The 21,124-nt window shown below is 66.3% G+C and carries 9 protein-coding genes; 2 read left to right on the top strand and 7 right to left on the bottom strand.

What is annotated here, in order from left to right:
* Positions 1 to 176: 176 nt before the first annotated feature.
* Both AC1DSF_RS21040 and AC1DSF_RS21035 read left to right on the top strand, forming a co-directional pair.
* Entirely contained in the window at positions 177 to 1,436 is a 1,260-nt protein-coding gene (locus tag AC1DSF_RS21040; protein WP_478126033.1) for an efflux RND transporter periplasmic adaptor subunit, read from the top strand.
* Positions 1,433 to 4,603, top strand: coding sequence for an efflux RND transporter permease subunit (locus AC1DSF_RS21035; RefSeq protein ID WP_478126034.1), 3,171 nt, complete (start codon positions 1,433 to 1,435; stop codon positions 4,601 to 4,603). The genes AC1DSF_RS21040 and AC1DSF_RS21035 overlap by 4 nt, the downstream gene beginning before the upstream one ends.
* A 31-nt stretch (positions 4,604 to 4,634) precedes the next feature.
* Here AC1DSF_RS21035 and AC1DSF_RS21030 read toward each other — a convergent pair whose 3' ends face one another.
* From AC1DSF_RS21030 to AC1DSF_RS21000, 7 genes are all read right to left on the bottom strand, one after another.
* Positions 4,635 to 5,543 carry an alpha/beta fold hydrolase gene (locus tag AC1DSF_RS21030; RefSeq protein WP_478126035.1) on the bottom strand — a complete coding sequence of 303 codons (909 nt, stop codon included), beginning with the start codon at positions 5,541 to 5,543 and terminating at the stop codon, positions 4,635 to 4,637.
* Positions 5,540 to 6,346 carry an alpha/beta hydrolase family protein gene (locus AC1DSF_RS21025; protein ID WP_478183385.1) on the bottom strand — a complete coding sequence of 269 codons (807 nt, stop codon included), beginning with the start codon at positions 6,344 to 6,346 and terminating at the stop codon, positions 5,540 to 5,542. Before AC1DSF_RS21025 ends, AC1DSF_RS21030 begins: the two co-directional genes overlap by 4 nt.
* On the bottom strand, positions 6,346 to 7,053 hold the full coding sequence (locus tag AC1DSF_RS21020; RefSeq protein WP_478183384.1) for a 4'-phosphopantetheinyl transferase family protein: 708 nt from the start codon (positions 7,051 to 7,053) through the stop codon (positions 6,346 to 6,348). Before AC1DSF_RS21020 ends, AC1DSF_RS21025 begins: the two co-directional genes overlap by 1 nt.
* Positions 7,054 to 7,074: 21 nt before the next feature.
* Positions 7,075 to 12,090 (bottom strand): amino acid adenylation domain-containing protein, encoded by a 5,016-nt coding sequence (locus AC1DSF_RS21015; RefSeq protein WP_478183383.1) that lies wholly within the window; start codon positions 12,088 to 12,090, stop codon positions 7,075 to 7,077.
* On the bottom strand, positions 12,087 to 19,463 hold the full coding sequence (locus AC1DSF_RS21010; RefSeq protein ID WP_478183382.1) for an amino acid adenylation domain-containing protein: 7,377 nt from the start codon (positions 19,461 to 19,463) through the stop codon (positions 12,087 to 12,089). Before AC1DSF_RS21010 ends, AC1DSF_RS21015 begins: the two co-directional genes overlap by 4 nt.
* A gap of 342 nt (positions 19,464 to 19,805) precedes the next feature.
* The gene (locus AC1DSF_RS21005; protein WP_478183381.1) at positions 19,806 to 20,447 is read right to left on the bottom strand and encodes a histidine phosphatase family protein; all 642 of its coding nucleotides are present in this window, start codon (positions 20,445 to 20,447) and stop codon (positions 19,806 to 19,808) included.
* Between the two features lie 13 nt (positions 20,448 to 20,460).
* Positions 20,461 to 21,123 carry a DUF4136 domain-containing protein gene (locus tag AC1DSF_RS21000; protein WP_478183380.1) on the bottom strand — a complete coding sequence of 221 codons (663 nt, stop codon included), beginning with the start codon at positions 21,121 to 21,123 and terminating at the stop codon, positions 20,461 to 20,463.
* Position 21,124: the final 1 nt, after the last annotated feature.

Here is a 21,124-nt window from a genome sequence, read left to right as displayed (position 1 = left end):
TGTCGCGGGTGTGCCATCTTGCATGAACCCTTTACTTATCTTTACGGCACTTCGGGGCGCTTTCGGTTGCGCACTGCTCCAATAGGCGCGCCGCAGAAAAGTAGCCCGCAAAAGTAGTCTGTAGTAGTACGACTCCCATATCCTGCGCCCCACCTTCGATCCAAGATACCGCACTCATGAAGAAGAATCTCGTCGTCACCCTGTCGGGTGTGTTGATCGTCGCCGCCGCCACCGGTACGTGGTGGTGGTCCGGCGCCAAATCGCGCGTCGGCGCGGAGGTCAACGGCGCGGAGTCCAGCAGCGTCAAGGCTGGCAAGGGAAGCCCCGGCGCGCCCGCCACAGCGGCCCCGGCACTGGTGTCATTGGCAATAGCCAAGCGGCAAACCGTGCCCGTCACGGTCCAGGTCAACGGCAACGTGGTTTCTCTCAACAGCGTCGATCTGCGGCCCCAAGTGACCAACACGGTTCGACAGGTGCATATCAAGGAAGGCCAGTTCGTGAAGGCCGGGCAGTTGCTTTTCACGCTTGATGACCGGCCGGACCAGGCCAACCTCGCCAAGGCGAAGGCTCAGCAACAGAGGGACGAGGCGATGCTGGCGGATCTGGAGCGGCAGTACAAGCGCAGCCAGGATCTCGTCGCGCAAAATTTCATTGCGAAGAGCGCCGCGGACGCCACGCTGTCGCAACTCCAGGCGCAGCGCGCCGCTGTGGCAGCCGATCGCGCAGCGGTGCAGGCGGCCGATGTCGCACTGGGCTATGCCACTCTGCGTGCGCCCATCGCTGGGCGCATCGGCGCGGTCAATATCTATCCGGGCACGCTGGTCCAGCCAACGCTGTCTCTGGTCACCATCACGCAGCTCGATCCCATCGCGGTGAGTTTTCCGGTTCCAGAGGGCAAGCTTCAGGACCTGCTCGCGGCGGCCAGAGCGCACACGGCAGTTGAAGCCGTCGTGCCGGGTCGCAAGGAAACGCTGAAGGGCTCGCTCAGCTTCGTCGACAACACCGTGGATCCGCTGATCGGCACGGTGCGCGCCAAGGCTGTGTTCGACAACGCCGACCAGAGCCTTTGGCCGGGTCAATTCGTCGAAACGCGCGTGACGGTCCGCACGATCGAAGACGCGACCGTGCTGCCGGCTTCGGCGCTGATGATGCTGGCGGAAGGCACCTCGGTGTATGTGGTGGACGCCGAAAAGAAAGCGACGCGCCGCAAGGTCGAGTCGCTCCACACCTTCGGCACGCAGGTCGTGGTGCGAGGGATCGAACCCGGCGAGCAAGTCGTCATCGAGGGCAAGCAGAACGTGCGTCCCGGCGGCAAGGTGCGGGTCGAGGCGGCAAACCCGCCGCAGCGCCCTGAGGGCGAAACGCCCGGGCCCGGAAGCGCGGCATCGGTCGGGCCGACCAACGCCAGTCTCGTCGCGGAACGGGAGCGGACATGAACATCTCCGAGCTGTGCATCCGTCGTCCTGCGATGACGGTGCTGCTCTCTGCCGCGGTGGTGGTGGTCGGCATCTTTGCCTATTTCCAGATCCCGGTCGCGGCACTGCCGAGCTACAACACGCCAGTCATCAACGTTTCGGCGCAACTTCCCGGGGCCAGTCCCGAGACGATGGCGTCGTCGGTGGCGCTGCCGCTTGAAAAGCAGTTCTCGACGATCCCGGGCCTCCAGACGATCAGCTCCGTCAACACCCAGGGCAGCACATCGGTCACGCTGGAGTTCGTGAGCTCGCGCGACATCGACGCGGCCGCGGTCGACGTGCAGGCTGCCCTGCTGCGCGCGCAGCGCCTGCTGCCGCCCGAACTCACCCAGATGCCGTCGTATCGCAAGGTCAATCCGGCCGATGCGCCGGTGCTCTTCATTGCGATGACGTCGGACTCGATGACGCCGTCCGAGCTGAACGATTACGCCGAAAACCTGGTTTCGCCCACGCTCTCGACCATCGACGGCGTCGCGCAGGTGGCCGTCTATGGGCAGAAGCGCTTTGCGGTGCGCATCAAGGCCGACGCCGATCTTCTCAATGCCCGCAACATCACGCTGGACGAGCTTGCCAATGCGGTCCGGCTGGCGAATGCCAACACACCGGTGGGCGTGCTCGACGGGCCGCGCCAGACGCTCACTATCCAGGCGAACGAACAGATGCTCAGGGCGGCCGATTTCGCCAAGGTGATCGTCGGCCAGCGCAACGGCGCACCCGTGCGGCTTGACGAGGTGGCGACGATCGAAGACAGCTTCGAATCGGTGAAGACGGCAAGCGCCTACAACGGGCAGAGTTCGATTTCGCTCGCCGTGCAGCGCCAGCCCAACGCCAACACGGTCCAAGTCGTCGATGCGGTTCGGGCGCTTATGCCGCGCTTCAGGGGAGAGCTGCCGCAGTCGGTCGAAATCAGCGTGCTCAACGACCGGTCGCTTTCGATCCGCGAAGCAGTCCACGATGTGCAGCTCACGCTTCTGGGCACCATCCTGCTGGTGGTGCTGGTGATCTTTCTGTTCCTGCACCGCTTGGTCGCCACGCTGATTCCGGCGCTCACGATTCCGATCTCGCTGATCGGCGCGGTCGCGTTGCTCTATGCCTTCGGCTACAGCCTGGACAATGTGTCGCTGCTCGGCATCACACTGGCCGTCGGGCTGGTGGTGGACGACGCGATCGTCGTTCTTGAAAACATCATGCGGTACGTCGAAAAAGGAATGGAGCCCTTCGCCGCCGCATTGCGCGGTGCGCGCGAGGTGGGGTTCACCATCATCTCGATCTCGATATCGCTGGTGGCGGTTTTCATTCCCGTCTTCTTCATGCCCGGCGTGATCGGACTGCTGTTCCATGAATTCGCGGTGGTGGTGGGGCTGGCGGTGATGGTCTCGGCGATCGTGTCGCTCACGCTGGTGCCGATGCTCGCGAGCCGTCTGCTCAAGCACACGCCGCGAGAAGGCGGCGCGCTCGATCACGAAGAAGAGCATCCCGAACCCGGCACTGCCATCGGCCGTGCCTTCGAACGCGGCTACCGCTGGGTGCATGCCAACTACATGCGCACGCTCGATTGGACGCTGCGCCACCGCCCGGTGATGCTGATCGTCGCCGCGTCGACTTTCGCGCTCACTGCCTGGATGTTCATCACCATTCCGAAAGGCTTCTTCCCGGAGGAAGACATCGGGCAGATCCAGGTCACCACCGAAGCCGCCGAGGACATTTCGTTTCCTGCGATGAAGGCTCTGCAGGGCCGTGTGTCCGACGCGATCATGGCCGACCCGAACGTCGACTACGTCAACTCCTTCATCGGTGTCGGCGGCCCGACGGCCACGCAGAATTCCGGGCGCCTGTTCGTCGTGCTCAAGCCGCGCAAGGATCGCGCGGCCATGCCGCAGGTGCTGGAAGCCCTGCGCAAGCGCTTCCGCGAGATCCCGGGCATTGCCGTCTACATGCAGCCGATCCAGAACCTGCGCCTCGGCGGGCGGCAAAGCAAGGCGCGTTTCCAATACACGCTGCAAAGCGTGAACGCCGGCACCATGGGTGTGTGGTCCGACAAGCTGATGGAGCGCATGCGCGCCGATCCGGCTTTCCGCGACGTGACGAGCGACTCGCAAAACCGCGGCCTCCAGGCGACGCTGGACATCGATCGCGACAAGGCCGGGGTGCTCGGCGTTGCCGTGGGTGACCTGCGCACTGCGCTCTACAACGCCTATGGCGACCGCCAGATCGGCAGCATCTATGGCGCAAGCAACACTTACCAGGTCATCCTTTCAGCGTCGGACGGCGACCGGCAGTTTGAGGAAGACATGTCGCGCCTGTCGGTGCGCAACAAGGCGGGGCAGCTGGTCCCGTTGTCAGCGTTTTCGACGGTCCGGCGCACGGTCGGGCCCACCTCGATCAATCACCAGGGCCAGCTGCAGGCCGTCACGGTGTCCTTCAACCTCGCACCCGATGTTCCGCTCGGTGACGCCACGGCCAAGATCGACCGGTTCAAGGAAGAGTTGAAGATGCCGCCGTCGATCATCACCAGCTACGGTGGGGATGCGGCGGTATTCCAGAGCTCGCAATCGAGTCAGGCGGTGTTGCTGATCCTGGCGGTGCTCGTGATCTATGTGCTGCTCGGCGTGCTCTATGAAAGCTACATCCATCCGCTCACCATCCTGGCTGGGCTGCCCTCGGCAGCAGTGGGTGCGCTGCTCTCGCTGAAGCTCTTCGGCTTCGACCTGACGCTGATCGCGACCATCGGTATCCTGCTGCTCATCGGGATCGTCAAGAAGAACGCGATCATGATGATCGACTTTGCGCTGGAGGCCCAGCGGACCGAAGGCATGAAGCCGGTCGACGCCATTCGCGAAGCCTGCCGGCTGCGCTTCCGGCCGATCTTGATGACGACGCTCGCGGCAATGATGGGTGCACTGCCGCTCGCCCTCGGGCTGGGTGCCGGCGCCGAACTGCGTCAGCCGCTCGGCGTGGCTGTGGTGGGCGGCCTGATCTTTTCGCAGGTGATCACGCTCTACATCACGCCGGCCATCTATCTCGCGCTGGACCGCTACAGCGGCAGCGGACCGCTGCAGGAACTGCCCTCGGAGGCACAACATCCGGGCGACGGCGCCGGCGCGCGCGAGAGCTCCGCTCGCGCCTGACGTGCGGGCGCCGGGCGCGCTGCGCGTCCTGTCAGGCGACGGCGAGCGTCGACGCCTTGCGGTCTGAGGCTTGCCCGTTCGCAGGTGGCACGCTGGTCGCCGGCACGCTCGCGCGCTTTGCCTCGATGTCTTCCACCCACCGGCAGGCGGCGTCGATGAAGAACTGCTGCCCTGCCACGTCGGTGAAGGAGTGGTCCACCTTGGGCATGAATTCGTAGCGCACCTTCTGAAGGAAAGGCGCGCCGCGCAGCGGGTACAGCTGGTCGTGGTTGCGGTCGCGCTGCTGCAGCGTTCCGGAATAGATCAGGTAGATGGAGACGCCGCGCTTGACCAGCGTGTCCATCTCGCGCGCGAAATCGGCGGGCGTCACGACCTTCGTCCTCTCGCCGGTCTTGAGCAAGTCGCCTTCGGGCAGGTCACGACCTAGCAGGCGGTCGATCCAGTGGCTGATCTGAGCCTTGGGGAAGCGCAGGAAGCGGCGCACGCGGCGCTCGATGTTCGCGGCATGGCTGGTAAAGGCATAGCCGTCGAAGCTGAGCAGTCCGATGACCCTCGGATCCTCCAGTGCCATCCGGAGCCCCGGGGCGACGCCGGAACACAGGCCGAAGATGACGAACTGGCGGATGCCGAGGTGCTTTTCGATTTCATTGAGGGCCGCGCGAAGATCGTTGGTCGCCTGTTCCTCGAACCGCAGCGAAGCATCCGTGCCATGGCTGTCGCCGATTCCCGAGAGATCGAATCTCAGTGTCGCGAAGCCTTCCTGAGCGAGTCGCCGGGCCATCTTGACCTGAATGCGGCGGGGGCCGACGCGGTGAGTGACCCCGAAGTTGAACATCACGCACGCCAAGGCATCGGAGATGTGGCCGGTCGGCCGCGTGATCACGCCCAGCAAGCCCGACTCCTGGCCGAACTGAACGGGTTCTTCGTGATAGCTGTTCATCGAATAAGTCCGATAAGGCGCTTGGTAACTTCAGCGGGAACGATGGCCTGGTTGGGCAATGGGTCCGAAGTCCAGATGATCGGATGTTCGAGCGTTTCGTGCACGACCTTGCGATTGTTCAAATTTTCGCGCTCACACCAATTTCGCACAGTTTCGTCCCCTGCCTTGGAGAAGACGGAGGTCGCCACTGCCGCCGGGGCGCTCAGCGTATCCGGCCGCAGCGCCTCCAACTGGCTCGCGAGCTGGCCGCTGATGCGGTGCCCGAGTGCCTCTGTGAGCGCCGGGCTGCCGTCAGCCTGGCGTTGCTTGTACCAGGAGCGGTCCTTGGCGTAGTAGCCCACTTCGAGCATCTTGATCTGTGCCTCGAGCAGTTCTTCGATGTAGGCGGGCCCATCGAGGATGGGCTCCCAAAGCGCAAGCTGCTGAAGCCCCTGCGCATGGCGTGCGGCCTGGAGAGCGAGCGTGGCCCCCAGCCGCGCTGCCAGCCAACTCAGCCTTGGCGATTGGGAGCGCCGAAGGAGCTCCTCATGAGCGCGCAAGAGATCCAGTTGCCAGCCTTTCATTTCGCCCGCCTCGTCTTCACCCCCTGATTCGCTGGTGCCGAAGAAGTCGAAGCGTAGGACGGCGACGCCGCCGCGGGCCAGACGATCGGCAATGACGCGAAAGAGTCGATGGACGCGGATGGCCTCGTGGCCGAAGGGGCTGCACATCAGTACCGCCGGATGGCCGTCGGCTTTGCGCTGCGGGGGGTGATAGACGGCGAACAACTGGCGGTCCGCCGGACCGAAATAGAACGGGACCATCACAATATGTCGATCAGCGACGTCGATGCCGCTGCCAGATGTCCTCCCGCGTGGACAGAGTCGAGTGCTAGCGCACCCACGAGGCCCTCGCCGAGAGAAATGGAAAAGACTTGCAAGGCACGCATGTGTGAACCCAGGCGACACTTTACCTCGCGTTCGGTGCACTCCAGGCCAACTTCGAGCGCTTGCAAATCCGCCGACATTCCAAGGCCGAGCGCCTTGATGGCCGCTTCCTTGCGCGTCCAGCCGACAAGGAAGGCGCGATCGCGCGCGGCTGCGGGCGTCGCCTGCAGCATGCGGATCTCGCCGGGCGTGAAACAGGTTGCGGCCAGCGCCATTGCATCCGACACCGTGCGGGCCAGCTCCACGTCGACCCCCACTTCGGCGCCGCGGCTGACCGCGATCAGGCCGATCGAATGGCTGTGGCTGAGATTGAAGCGAACCTCCGACTGGCCGACCAATGCCGGCTTGCCGAATTCGCCTTCGGTGAATTCCAGTCGCTCGGGCGCGATGCTCGTCTCTGTCGACAGAATCTGCCGTAAGGCCGCATGCGCGGCGACGTAGCGTTGCCCGTCGCGCGCAAACACGAAGCGGGCCGCGCGTGCTTGCTCCGCCTCCGACAGGCAGTTGGCAGCCGTGGGTGCGGCCTCGAGGTCAACCTGCCATAGCAGGCAGGGTCCGGGCCACGGGATCGGTGCGATCGACACGGCGGTTTCCTCTCAACCCCTTCATTTCTTCCAGCCTGAGAACACGCGGCCCAGCAGACCGCCGCGTTTGGCCGTCTCCCTGGCCGGCTGCTCCGCGGCTTGTACATCGATGGCGACGCCTGCCGAAGCCGATGAGAGCTGCGCCAGCGTCTCGTACACGTAGCGGCGGGCCTCGACCCGGAAGCCCATGACCTGCTCCGCTTGCTGGAGCACCCGCATCGCGAGCAGCGAATCTCCGCCCAGGTCGAAGAAATTCTCGTCGGCATGGATGTCGTTGACGTCGATGCTCAGCGCGCTGGCCCAGATCTGCGCCAGGCGAGCCTGCTCGGGCTGCAGCAACGCTTCGCGCTGGTTGGCGCGCGGCGGGGCGGTCGGCACGGCCGCGGGGCTGGCGGTGAGCGCGGTCGGCTCTGAAGCGGACAGGCGCTGGAGGTATGCGGCGCTGGCCGATCCCGCGGGCGCGAGGATGGCTTCGAGCGTCGGATCGGCCTCGTCGACGACGCGGCGCAGCAACTCGATGTAGCGCTCCCTGAAGGCCGCGCCCGTTTCATCCTTGTAGACGTCGGCGTTGTAGACGACAGCGCCTTCCAGCACGCTCGACTTGTCCATGAGCCACAGGCCCAGGTCGTCCGTCGCCCCTTGCTGGACCAGATGAACCTGTCGGTCCGAGAGGCCGCCGAGATCCGGCGCCCGCTCGCGCGCGTCCTGGAACGAGAACAGCGCCTGGTACAGACCCACGCCTTGCGCACGCTCGGCGAACTCGGGTTCGCTGACCAGCCGTTCGAAAGGAATCTGCTGGTGGTCCATCACCGAGATCAGTTCCTGCTTCACGTAGTGCATGAATTCGCCGAAGCGCAGCGACGCGTCCACCTGGAAGGGCATCGGCAGCAGATTGTTGAAGAAGCCCACAACCGGCTCCAGTTCCGGCGCCTCGCGCCCGCGAACCGGTGTCGCAATGACGATCGACGGCGTTCCGATGACGTTGCTCATCATCAGGATGTAGACGCCCAGGGTCAGCATGTTGAGCGTCATCTCATGGCGCTGGCCCACCTGGCGCAGGCGCTCGGTGAGGTCCTTGTCGACGGTGATCCAGTGCGAGCCGCCTCGGCCGCTCATGCCGGCCCGGCGCGGCATGTCCGTGCGCGGCGCCTTCGATGCGGGGGCGCTCGCGAAGCGGTTCTTCCAGTAGTGCAACTGCGTCTGGCAGGCGGGAGATTGGAGCCAGCGCGCATACCACTCGGCATAGTCGCCGTGGGTCGCCGCGAGAGGCGGCAGGCCGTGCGGCTCGCCGCGAACCAGCGCGCCATAGATGGTCGAGAGTTCCTGCTGCAGGATGTCGAAGGACCAGCCGTCCCAGATCAGGTGGTGCGGCACGAAAACGAACACATGATCGTCGGCAGCCATCCGGAACAGCGTCGCATTGAACAGCGGGGCCTTGTGGATGTCGATCGGCCGATCCGCCAGTTCGCGCATGCGTTCTTTCAGGGCTGTCTCGCGCTGGTCGTCAGGCAGTGCGCCGAGATCGACGACCGGTAGCTCGTAAGCCACCATGTCGGCAACCACGGCCTGCGGCTCGCCCGTGGCCGGATCAGCGCCCATGGACGTGCGCAGCGCAGGTTGCCGCTCAATGATGATGCCGAGCGCAGCCTTGAATTTGTCGACGTCCATGACGCCGCCAAGCCGGTGCGCGGATGGGGCGTTGTACGTCGAGCGACCTGGATGCAGCTCTTCGAGGAAGCGGATGCGTTCCTGCATTGGCGTGAGCGGGGCGCTGCGCCGGCCCGGCACGACCCGGATAGCTTCACCGCGGGGAGCACCGCTCTGGCCAAGGGTGTCGATCGACGCGGCGAGCCGCTCCACCGTGGGCGCTTCGAAAAGTACGCGCAGCGGCACAGTGACGTCGAACTCGCGGCTCAGCAGCGTCGCGAGCCGCGCGGCGAGCAACGAATGGCCGCCGAGCGCGAAGAAGTCGTCACGGATCCCGAGGCCCGGCAGATTGAGCACGCGTTCCATGTGCTCGAGCACGATCCGCTCGCGCTCATTGCGCGGTGCGACCCGCTCGGCCGCCTGATCTCGCGTGGCGCTGGGCTTGGGCAGCGCCTTGCGGTCGACCTTGCCGTTGGGCAGGAAGGGGATGGCGTCCAGCGTCACCACGTGCTGCGGCAGCATGTACTGCGGCAGGCGTTCGCGCAGGCGGCGATCGAGTTCCGCCAAGTCGATCTTCGCGTTCGGCGATGGGCTCACATAAGCCACCAGACGCACATCGCCTGGCTGGTCCTCGCGCGTGATGACGACGCTGTTGCCGATGCCTGGAACTTCGTTGCATGCGGCTTCGATTTCCCCGAGTTCGATGCGATAGCCGCGCACCTTGACCTGGAAGTCGAAACGGCCCATGTGTTCAAGCAAGCCGTCGTTGCCCCAGCGGCCGCGGTCGCCCGTGCGATAGAGACGCGAGCCTGCCGCGCCCCACGGATCGGGAATGAAGCGGTCGGCCGTGAGTTCGGGCCTGTCGAGATAGCCGAGCGTCACGCCGATGCCGCCGATCACGATTTCGCCAGGTACGCCGATGGGGCAGCGCTGCCCCTGCGCGTCGAGGATCCACACGGTCGTGTTGGCAATTGGCTTGCCGATCGAAACGCCGCGCTGCGCGACGCGAGCCGGCTCGACGCGCCAGAGCGTCGACCAGATCGTCGTTTCCGTCGGTCCATACATGTTCCAGACCTCGCCGCAGCGCTGCAGCAGCAACTGCGCAAGGTCCGAGGGCAGGCCTTCGCCGCCGACCAGCGCCTTGAATCGCGATGTGCCGGGCCATTGCGCATCGAGCAGCAGACGCCAGCCACCCGGCGTCGCCTGCATCATGGTCGCGCCGCTTTCCTCGATGAGCGTGCGCAGCGCGTTTCCGTCCATCGTCGTGTCGCGCGAGACCAGGATCACTTCGGCGCCGACGGTCAGCGGCAACATCAGTTCGAGCACGGCAATGTCGAACGACAAGGTGGTCACCGCCGCGAGGCGATCGTCGGCTGTGATGCCGGGTGCTTCGCGCATGCTCTGCAGGAAGTTCGCGACTGCGCCATGGGGCACGCAAACGCCCTTGGGCTTGCCTGTGGACCCGGAGGTGTAGATGACGTAGGCCGCGTCCGCCGGCTGCGCGTCCTGCGGCGAGGGAACCAGCGCAGTCGCCGCCTTGTCGCGCCACGCGGTGTCCCTGTCGATCGAGAAGATGCGCGTTGCAGCGTCGGGGCGCCAGTTCGCGGGTGCGGCGGGGACGGTCGAGGCCGTGAGCAGCAGACCCAGCTTGGCGTCTTCGGCGTAGTAGTCGAGGCGCGCTTGCGGAAAGGCCGGGTCCAGCGGTACATAAGCAGCGCCGGTCTTCAGCACGGCCAGCAGCGCGACCATCATGTCGGCGTTGCGATCCAGGCACAGGCCGACGCGCTCGCCTCGTCCCATGCCGCGTTCGCGCAGGGCGTGCGCAAGGCGATTCGATTGTTCGTCGAGTTCTCGGTAGCTCCAGCGGCGCTCGCCGTCGCGCAGGGCGGTGCGTTCGGGGCTCGTTGCGGCGCGTTCGACCAAGGCCGCGTGCATCAACTGCGCGCCCGCCAAAGGCGTTTCCTGCGGCTGAAGCGCGACGAGCGCCTGCGTCTCCGCATCGGACGCCACGTTGAGACGCCCGATCGGCTGCAACGGATCTGACGCAGCCGCGCGAAGAAGGCATTCGTACATGCCGAGCCAACGTCTGATCGTGGCGTCGTCATACAGATCGGCGTTGTACTGCGCCTCGATCTGCATGCCCTGCCGGATCGGTGCCACGTTGACGAAAAGCTCGAAGTTCTCGTATCGGCGAGCGATCGAAGTCTGCTCCGATTCGATCTCCGGGAAGTTGCCCGTGACCAGCGCTCCGCTGTCCAGGTTGAACAGCACGTTCACCAGCGGAAGGCGGCTCGGATCGCGAGGCACCGGCAGCTTTCGCAGCAGGGCGCCGTAGGTCAGTGTCTGATGCTCGAAAGCATCCAGCAGCGTTGCGCCCGAAGAGCGTGCAAACGCGTCGAAGGACATCTGCGGCTCGATGGCGACGCGGATCGGCAGCGTGTTGACGCAATGGCCGACCAGCGTCGGCATGTCGCTCGGCATCTGGCCGGCTGCGGCGATGCCGATCACCAGATCGTCTTGCGCCGTGAGCCGGTGCAGGGTCGCGGCGAAGGCGCTGAACATCGTCGCGAACAGGCTGGCGCCCGACGCGGCGCCGACCTTGCGCAGCGAGTCGATCAGGTCCTGGTGCAACACATGGTCGACGCGGCGGGAATTGAAGGTGCGTACCGCGGGTCGTGGATGGTCCAGCGGCAGTTCGAGCACCGGCAGGCTGCCGCCCGTGAAGCGCGACAGCCAATAGTCGACATGGCCCTGCATCTCCGGGCTGGCGGCTTCCTGCGCTTCCCATGCGGCGTAATCCGAATACCGCGCCGGTGCTTCGAGCGACGGACCGGCGCCGATCTGCTCCGCATAGAGCAGCCCGAGATCCTGACTGATGACGCCCCAGGACCAGCCGTCGCAGACGGCGTGGTGGGCCGTCATGATCAGCACGTGCTCGACGGCAGACAGTTGGAAGAGCGAGGCCCTGAAGAGCGGTCCCTTCTCCAGTTCGAAGGGCTGCAGTACGGCGGCGAGGCCCTCATCCTCCAACCGGTGCTTCTGCGCAGCGGGGTCGAGCCCGCACAGGTCGTGTTCGGACAGGTCGACCGGCTTGGCTTCGCCAATCAGAAGCTGCGTGCCATCGGGTGAGATGGTGGAGCGCAGAGACTCGTGTCGGGCAACCAGCCGGTCGAGCGCTGCGGACAGCGCCTGAGCGTCCAGTTCGCCCTTGAGCTGCATCCGGAGCGCCTCGTTGTAGGCCAACGATGCGTCGGGACTCAGCTGGTCGCCCAGCCAGACCTCTCGCTGTGCTTCGGTCGTTGGAACAATGCGCTCGATCATCCCTGACGCGAAGGGGTCGAAGTCCTCCGCGGCCGGGGCAGAGGGTGGGGTCAGGACAGCTTCGGTCATGCTTGGAACTTCGTGAATTTGCCTTGTGCGTTGGGGTCGGGCACGAACCACGCGGGCTGGCCGTCCTTGTCACGGCCCAGGCGCGCGTTCGGAACTGGCGGATGCGACGGGTCGAATGCCGCCTGGACCACCGCGCGTCGCGGCAGCAGTTCGGCCTCCTGCATCTCGGCCACCGATTCCTTGAAGGCGGACTTGATGGTCGCGATGTCCTGTTGCGAATGCGCGGTCGTCATGAAGCAGGGGAAGTTGTCGAGGATGTGCACGCCGCGGCTGCGCATCATCGCGAACAACAGATCCTGCAGGGGATGGTCTTCGAGCCAGCTCACGCGCCATAGCGACGAGAAGTAGCGGATCTCGAGCGGCGCGCCGACCTCGCGGCAGAAAGCCGACAACTCGTCGGCCATGGCCGCGGTGTGCAGGTTCAACTGGGTCTGCAGCTTGTTGTTGTCCTGCTTCAGGTGTTCGAGGGCGGCCTTGGACGCGGCGAGCGCCAGCGGGTGCCGCACGAAGGTGCCGGCGAAGTAGGTCACGCCCACGGTGGGCACCGAATCGTCCCCGTACTGCCACGGGCCGCCGTCGAGCGCGTCCATGTAGGTGCGCTTGCCGGCGATCACGCCGACCGGGAAGCCGCCGCCGAGCACCTTGCCGTAGCAGGCGAGGTCGGCGCGGATGCCGAACACCGCCTGCGCACCGCCCAGGTCGCAACGGAAGCCGGTGATGACTTCGTCGAAGATCAGGCAGGTTTCGGACTTCTCGGTGATGGCCCGCACCTCGCGCAGGAATTCGCGCGGCTGGAAGTCGGGCCGGCGGCTTTGCACCGGTTCGACCAGCACGGCGGCCAGGTCATCGGCATTGGCGCGGATGAACTCCAGCGCTTCCGGCGTGCCGTAGTCCAGCACCCTGACATCTCCGAACATGCCCTGCAGCACGCCGGGCGCCGCCGACATGCCCTTGGCATTGCGCCCCGCGCGCACCAGCACTTCGTCGAACGTGCCATGGTAGGAACCGGTGAACAGCACCACGGTGCTGCGGCCGGTGACCGTGCGCGCGATGCGCAGCGCGGCCATCACGGCCTCCGAGCCCGTGTTGCACAGACCCGCGCGGTCGAAGCCGGTCAGGTCGCACAGGAGCCTGGTCACGTCGGCCGCGAGCGGATGCTGCGGGCCGATCTCGTAGCCCAGGTCAAGCTGCTTGCGCACCGCGTCGTTGATGAAGTCCGGTGTCCATCCGAACAGGTTCATGCCGAAGCCGTTCAGCGTGTCCACGTACTCGTTGCCGTCGATGTCCCAGAGCCGCGAGCCTTTGGAGCGCTCGACGACGATCTGGTAGGTGATCTCCTTGGTCGCGGGGCGGAAGCCGTTGACCACGCGCGGATCGGCCATGTGCGAACGGTTGCGATCGGTGAAGGCCTTGCTGCCGCGCGTGCGCTCCACATAACGCCGCATGAAAGCCGCCAGGCGGGCCTTCTGCCGCTCGGTCGGTTCCTTGCTCTGCGTGTGGATGCGCGCGATGGCGCCGAAGGCTTTCTTGACGTCGTACTTCTGCAGAGGCGCGGCGGGCTCCTCGGCAGCAGCCGGCGTGGGGGAAGTGGACGCCGTGGCCGCGGCGGTGGCCATGGGCGTGGGTTGCTCCGTCGCCGGTGCCGGCAGCACGGGGCTGACCGGAACCGTCGGCGCCGCCGACAGCAATGCGAGTTGCTGTTGCATCAATAGCATCTGTTGCGCGATGACTTGCTGCATCAGGGAGCCGTTGCCGGCGCCGAGACCGGCCATCGGCTGGATCGCCGCCGTGGCGGGCATGGCCACCGGTGCCACCGGTTGGGGCGCGGCAATCGCAGCGGTTGCCGGCACCGGCGCCGCGACCGCGACCTTTGCCGGCTCGGGGGGCAACGTCGCGTCCAGGAACTCCGCCAGCGCATCGAAGCTGCGATAGCTTTCCATCAGCTGCCTGAAGGTGAGGTTGACCTTGAAGGTCTTCTTGACCTGCAACGCGGCCTGCGTGAGCGTGAGGGAGTCGAGTCCGATCTCGACGAAGGGTGCTGCGCCCTCGACGTCCGTCATATCGACGCCCGAGAGGTTCTCGAACAATTCGCGCAGGCGCGTGACGAGGGATGCACGGCGCGCAGGGGGCGCGGAAGAGGCGACAGCAGCGACAGTCATTGTCAACTCCGGGATCGATGTGGAAAGTGGGACGGAAAGGGCGGAATGGTCGGAAAAAGCGGAAACGTCGAACCCGGGCGCAGCGGCAGCGGCCGGAACGTCGGCAGGCGCCGTCGCCATCTCGACCCAGAAACGCCTGCGCTCGAAGGGATAGGTGGGCAGCCGCACACGATGCTTGCGTGCGCGCGGATCGAGGGCGCCGAGATCGATCTCGACGCCTTGCGACCAGAGGCGGCCGGCGGCGAGTCGCCATGCGGCGCACTCGCCCTGCGCCGGGTCCGGCAGCAGCGACGCGGCGGGTGCGAGTACGGCCTTGGTTGCGTGCTGGCGCACCAGCGTGGCCAGGGTATTGCGGGGGCCGATCTCGATGAAGAGCGGATGTGCGAGCTGGCCGAGCACTTCGCGAACCGCGGGCGAAAAGCGCACGGTTTCACGCAGGTGCCGCGCCCAGTAGTGCGGGTCCGTGGCTTCCTCGTCCGTCAACAGGCGGCCGGTGAGCGTCGAATAGATCGGCAATTTCGGCGCCGACAGCGGTGTCTCGCGCACCAGCGCTTCGAAGGGCGCGACGGCCGCTTCCATCATGGCGGAGTGGAAGGCGTGCGAGGTCTGGAGCGTCTTCGCGACGATGCCCTTGCCCTCCAGCACCATGCGCAGGTTCTCGATCGCATCGCTCGGACCTGCGGCCACGCAGACGGCCGGGCCGTTGTCGGCGGCCAGCGAGATGCCTTCGGGCAAGAGCGGCAGCAGCTCGGCGGCCGAGAGGCGCACCGACAGCATCGTGCCGGCGGGCAGCGCCTGCATCAGCGCGCCGCGCTGTGCCACGAGCCGCGCGGCGTCGTCGAGGCGCATCACGCCGGCCAGCACGGCGGCGGCGAATTCGCCCACGCTGTGGCCGATCATGGCGCCCGGCGTCACGCCCAGTGCCATGAGCTGGCGCGCCAACGCGTATTCGAGCGCGAAAGTGGCAGGTTGGGTGACCGATGTCGGGGTGAGTGCCGTCGCATCGTCCGAGAACATGCGTTCGCGAAGATCGAAGCCCAGGACGCCATCGAAGGCTCGCAGGCACTCGTCGACGGCGGCGCGGAAGACAGCATCGCCAGCATAGAGTGCGCGGCCCATGCCCGCGTACTGCGCGCCCTGACCCGGGAACATGAATACCGGTTGCGGCACCCAGGCATTGACCGAGCCGCCAGCGCGAGCCGCAGAGTCGCCGGTACGCAATGCCGTGACCGCCTCATCGAAAGTTTCGGCGACCACGCAGGCGCGATGCGCAAACTGCTTGCGGCCGACGCGCAGGGTGTGCGCCACATCGGCCAGCGCGACATCGCGATGCGTGTCGAGGTGATCGGCCAGTCGCGCTGCCGCGGCGGCGAGCGCCGCTGGTGAGCGGGCGGAAAGGGTCAGCAGTTGCGGGCCGGTTGCGGGATCGGAGGGCGCTCTCAGCGGCGCCTCCTCGATGATCACGTGCGCGTTCGTGCCACCGACGCCGAAGCTGCTGACGCCCGCGCGGCGGGGCGTGGCCTCGCGCGGCCAGGCGCGCAACTGGTTGTTCACCCGGAAGGGCGAGGCGTCGAAATCAATGGCCGGGTTCGGCGACTCGTAGTGCAGGCTTGCGGGAATCGCTTCGGCATGCATTGCGAGTGCGGCCTTGATCAGGCCGGCCGCCCCGGCGGCCGTGACCATGTGGCCGACGTTGCTCTTCAGAGAGCCGATGGTGCAGAAGCCGGTGTCCGCGGTGTGCGCCGCATAGGCGTGGGTGAGGCCTTCGACCTCGATCGGGTCGCCCATCGGCGTGGCGGTGCCATGCGTTTCGACATAGGAAACGCTGCGGGCCTCGACGCCCGAGCATGCCAGCGCGGCCTCTATGACAGCGGCCTGCCCGTCGACACTTGGCGCGGTGAAGCTGGCCTTGGCGCCGCCGTCGTTGTTGACCGCCGCGCCGCGCAGCACGGCATAGATGGTGTCGCCATCGGCGATCGCGTCGGACAGCCGCTTGAGCAGCACGACCGTTGCGCCGTCGCTGAAGACCGTGCCCTTCGCCTTCGCGTCGAAGCTGCGCGTATGGCCGTCGGGCGACAGCATCGAGCCTTCGTTGTAGAGATAGCCGCTGCGCGGCGGGCAGGTGATCGACGCGCCGCCCGCGAGCGCCATGCGGCACTGGCCGGTGCGCAGCGCATGGAAGGCCTGCGCCACGGCCACCAGCGAAGTCGAGCAGGCGGTGTGCACGCTGACGGCCGGGCCGGTCAGGCTGAGACGGTTCGCCACGCGGGTGGTGATGTAGTCCTTCTCGTTGCCGAGCATCACCTGGAATTCGCCCACCATGTCGATCAGGTCCGGGTGCGCGGACACGTGGCGCTGGAAGTAAGTCGCGTTGGACATGCCGCCGAACACGCCCACCGGGCCGGGCGCCTGGTCGGGCACATAGCCGCCGCGTTCGAGGCATTCCCAGCAGATCTCGAGAAACACGCGGTGCTGCGGGTCCATCAGCTCCGCCTCCTTCGGGTTGATGCCGAAGAAGGCTGCGTCGAACTGCTCGATGTCGTCGATCACGCCGCGTGCGCGCACGTAGGAGGGGTCGGCCCGCAAGGCGGCGCTGACGCCGGCGTCCAGCGTCGCGTCGTCGAAGAAGGTGATCGATTCGCGACCCGCCATGAGGTTGTCCCAGAACTGCTCGACGTCCGCGGCGCCCGGGAAGCGGCCTGCCATGGCGATGAGTGCCACCGGCTCCATGCCCTGCGTCACTTGCGGCGCGGGCCTGCCGGCCTCGCGTTGCGGCGTGGCGGGCGCGCTGTCCTGCATGCCGATGGCCAGGGCCGCGGGCGTGGGCTGGCGGAAGAACAGGTTGGTCGACAGGCGACGATCGCTGCCGCGCTGCAGATCCTTCAGCACTTTCAGCACCAGCAGCGAATCGCCACCGAGATCGAAGAAGTTGTCGTTGCGACCCACCTGGTCGATGCCGAGGGCGCGTGCGAACGCTGCGCATACCTTGCGCTCGACATCGTCACGGGGCTCTTCGAAGGTTTGCGCGAGGTCGGGTCGTTGCCTCGGCGGCTCAGGAAGCGCGCGGCGATCGAGCTTGCCGTTGGTCGTGACCGGCAGTTGTTCGAGCCAGACCTGCGCCGCGGGCAGCATCGCTTCGGGCAGGCGCTCGGCGAGGTGTTGGCGCAGGGTCGTCCACGGCACCTCGGCACCACGGGCTACCAGGTAGGCTACCAAGCGAAGCCGGCCGGCCGCATCTGCGCGCGCGATGACTGCGCAGGACTTGACGCCCGGGTGCGTGAGCAGCGCCACCTCGATTTCGCCAGTCTCGATCCGATGGCCCCGGATCTTGACCTGCCCGTCGATGCGGCCGATGTACTCGATGGTGCCGTCGGGCAGCCAGCGTGCCTGGTCCCCGGTGCGATAGAGCCGGTCGTCAGCCCCGCCGAACGGGTCGGGGACGAAGCGCTCTGCCGTCAGGTCGGGGCGCCGCAGGTAGCCGCGCGCCAGGCCGCGTCCGCCGATGCAGAGCTCGCCGACGAGGCCGGCGGGCAGCATCGCCATCGTCGGGCCCAGGACGCGGAGGGTCGTGTCGTTGATGGGCCGTCCGATCGGCACCGAGCGCGCGTCGGCCGGCAGGTCGCGCGGAATGTGGTGCGTGGCCGCGAAGGTCGTGCATTCAGTCGGACCGTAGCCGTTGATCAGCATGAGGCCGGGCAGGGCGGCCATTGCGCGCCGCACATGCGAAACCGACAGAGCCTCGCCGCCGGTGAGCAGTTGACGCAGGCCGGCCAGCTGTGCGGGATCGTCGTCGACCACCGCATTGAAGAGCGCAGCCGTGAGCCAGGCGGTCCTGACCGAATGCCGTGCGATGGTGCGCGCCAGTCCGGCGCCGGTCGGCACCTGTTCGTCGTGGACTACGCAGATGCCGCCGTTCAGTAGCGGGCCCCAGATCTCGAGCGTGGATGCATCGAAACCAAGCGGCGCCGCGTGCAGCATGGCTTCGCCGGGCGGGAGTTCGACATAGCGGGCACCGACCACGAGACGAAGAATCGATCGGTGGCAGATCTCGATGCCCTTGGGCGTGCCGGTCGAGCCCGATGTGTACATCACATAAGCCACCGATTCGCCGCTTGCCGGCGCGGGCGCGAGCGGCGGCAGCGAGGCGTCGTCGGCAGGCTCATCGATCGACAGTAGCGCCCGGCCAGTGGGGACGAGTTGACGGTGCGCGGACTGGGTCACAACCAACCCGACATCGGAATGCGACAGCATGAAGGCGATGCGTTCGGCCGGAAAGTCCGGCTGCACGGGAACATAGCCCGCGCCGGCCTTCAGGATGCCGAGCAGAACGACCACCGCTGCGCTCGAACGGTCGAGCATCACGCCCACGGTATCTCCGGCGCGAACGCCGCGCGCCTGCAGCCTGCGCGCCATGCGTCCAGCCCGATCGGACAGCGCGCGATAGGTCACGGGCCCGTCCTCGCCAACCAAGGCGATGGCGTCGCCTTGCGCCGCGACCTGGCGTTCGAACGCGGCGTGGACGGTGAGCGCCGGGTCGTAGTCGGAAGCCGGGGTGTTCCACACTTCCAATTGCCGCTGCCGGTCGGATGCCGGCAGCGTGCGGATTTCGCGCAGGGTGGCCGTCGGCCGCTCCAGCAGATCCCATGCAGTGTCCGTGAGCGCGGCCAGCAGGCTTTCGGCGACTGCGCTCTCGAGGACCGCGGCAGCGATCGTCATATGGAGCATGGCTCTTTGCCCAGGCGGGAAAGCCGTCCCCAGTTGAAGCATCGGACCGTCACTGCCGACATCGGGCGCTCCGTCGCGAAGCCACAGGGCAAAGGGCGGCGCGTCGGTCGCCGGAACCGTGGCCGCGCTGCGACGAGCCTGATCGGCATCCGAAAGCCATTGGCCCACGGTCGCATCGCCGTCGCAATGGATCACGGCAGCGACGACGCGGGCAGGCGACGATGCGTCGACCACGGCTTCGCGAAGCTCCACTGCCGGGTTTCCCAGCCAGCGTGACTGCAGGAGGCACCAGGCTGCCGCAAAAAGCGTGTCCGGGAGAAATCGGGATGCCTGGAGCCGCTCGGCCAGTTGCGCGGTGAGGATCGCAGGCAGCGCGGAGTTGCTGCTTTGACGAGTCTGGGGCGCGTTGCCGGATGGGCGGACGAACAGGTCGATCAGCGAGAGCGACACCGCCTCGGGCGATGTGGGGGAAAGAGGCTGTTGTTCCATGGACTGCGACTCCGCGTATGAAATGTCCGTTGCCCTTCGGGGTCTTGCTTGTTTCAACCGTTACGTCTTTTCGGCGGAAGATGTATCAAAGCCAAAGGTAATCACAAAGCGCTAATTTTCAGCCGGGACTCCATATTGCCCTCTGCAACGCGCCTGCGCCACCGTACGAAAGGCCGTATGGCTCAGCCTATGTCGTTTGGATGCTCTGCAACGTTCGAAGCACTTGGTTGCGTTTTGCTGCCGGAGGAATGCTTCAACGCAGATACGATTTTGCACTCATTTATACAAAATGAATACAAATAGCTGACATTAATCGTCAGTTTACGTCGCAAAAAGACGCGCTCAGACGGTCGCTTCGTCCAGCGTCCCGTCGCCAAGAAGATGGGCGGCATCGGCCCAACCCACGAGCGTGAAGCCCTGCGGCGTCCAGAGGAGGCGGTTGATCGCGGCATTGCCCAGCTCCCAGGTGCGCGGTGCCTGCAGGTCCTGCCGGGTCGCGTCACGATAGAGGACGTCCATGACGCCCCCATGGGCCACGATGGCTATCAGTTGGCCCGGGTGTCTTGCAGCGATGCGCGATGCCGTGGTGGTGACCCGTTCGCGAAAAGTGAGCAGTGACTCTCCGCCTTCGGGTGAGAATTCGGGGTCACGCGTACGCCACAGCCTAGCCTGAAGGGGCAGCTTCGCGTCGATGTCCGCATAGGTTTGTCCTTCAAAAAGGCCGAAAGCCCTTTCCCGCAGCCCGCGGTCAGGTGTGACCTCGACGCCGTGCGCCAGCGCGATTTCCTCTGCCGTTTGCCACGCGCGTGCCAGATCGCTGGCATATATCGCGGCAATGGGCTCGTCCTCGAGCGCCATCGCCACACGCCGCGCCTGCCAAAGACCGGTGTCGTTCAGCGGGATATCGAGCTGTCCCTGGATGCGGCAGTCGACGTTCCAGGCGGTTTCGCCGTGGCGAACGGCGATGACTCTGGTGGGCTCCATATCCGCGAAGATTTTAGGGCGGCCCCTGAACCCGGGGGGTCGGCGGGGCTTGGTTCCTGGCCGTCGGAATCTCCAGGTTCACCCGCCGCTCACCCGGCGGTGGATGCGGAAATCCCTGCAGCGCCGCCTGGAACATCACGGGCAGTACATCGGCGCTGATGTTGTAGGGGCCGTCGTTTCGGGCGTGTGTTTCATAGACGACCCGGTTCGATGGGAGTTCGCGGAGCACGATGCTGACCTCGCGCGTGTACCAGGGGTTCGAAGCGGCCGGGAACATCGGCCCATACCACCCACCGCCATACCCGTAGCCCCAGCCGCCGTAGCGAGGGCCCGGACCCCACCATGGCCCCGGTCCCCAGCCCGGCCCGCCAAACCAGGGATCGACCCAGGGGGACAGCTCGGACGTGACGCGAGCGCCGATCTCTGCGGTGTAGCGGGGCGCCGAATCGTCGCGGCGCAAGCCCACGCTTTCCAGCGCGGGTGTCGCCATCGCCTCCAGTTGCAACTGCGCGCGCAAGTCGTATTGCTGTGACGGGAGCCGCTCGAATCTGTAGGTCGCATCGGCGGGCACGGAGCCGATCTCCGAAAAGCTGCGGACGTCGCTGTCGACCACCCAGTGGGTGGCGCAGCCCGAAAGACTTGCGATGAGCACGAGAGTGGCCGGTAGGAATCTCATG

This window comes from Variovorax sp. 01N429 (assembly GCF_056399425.1).
The sequence above is the reverse complement of the archived record's forward strand: the minus strand, read 5'-3'. Positions and strand labels throughout refer to the sequence as shown.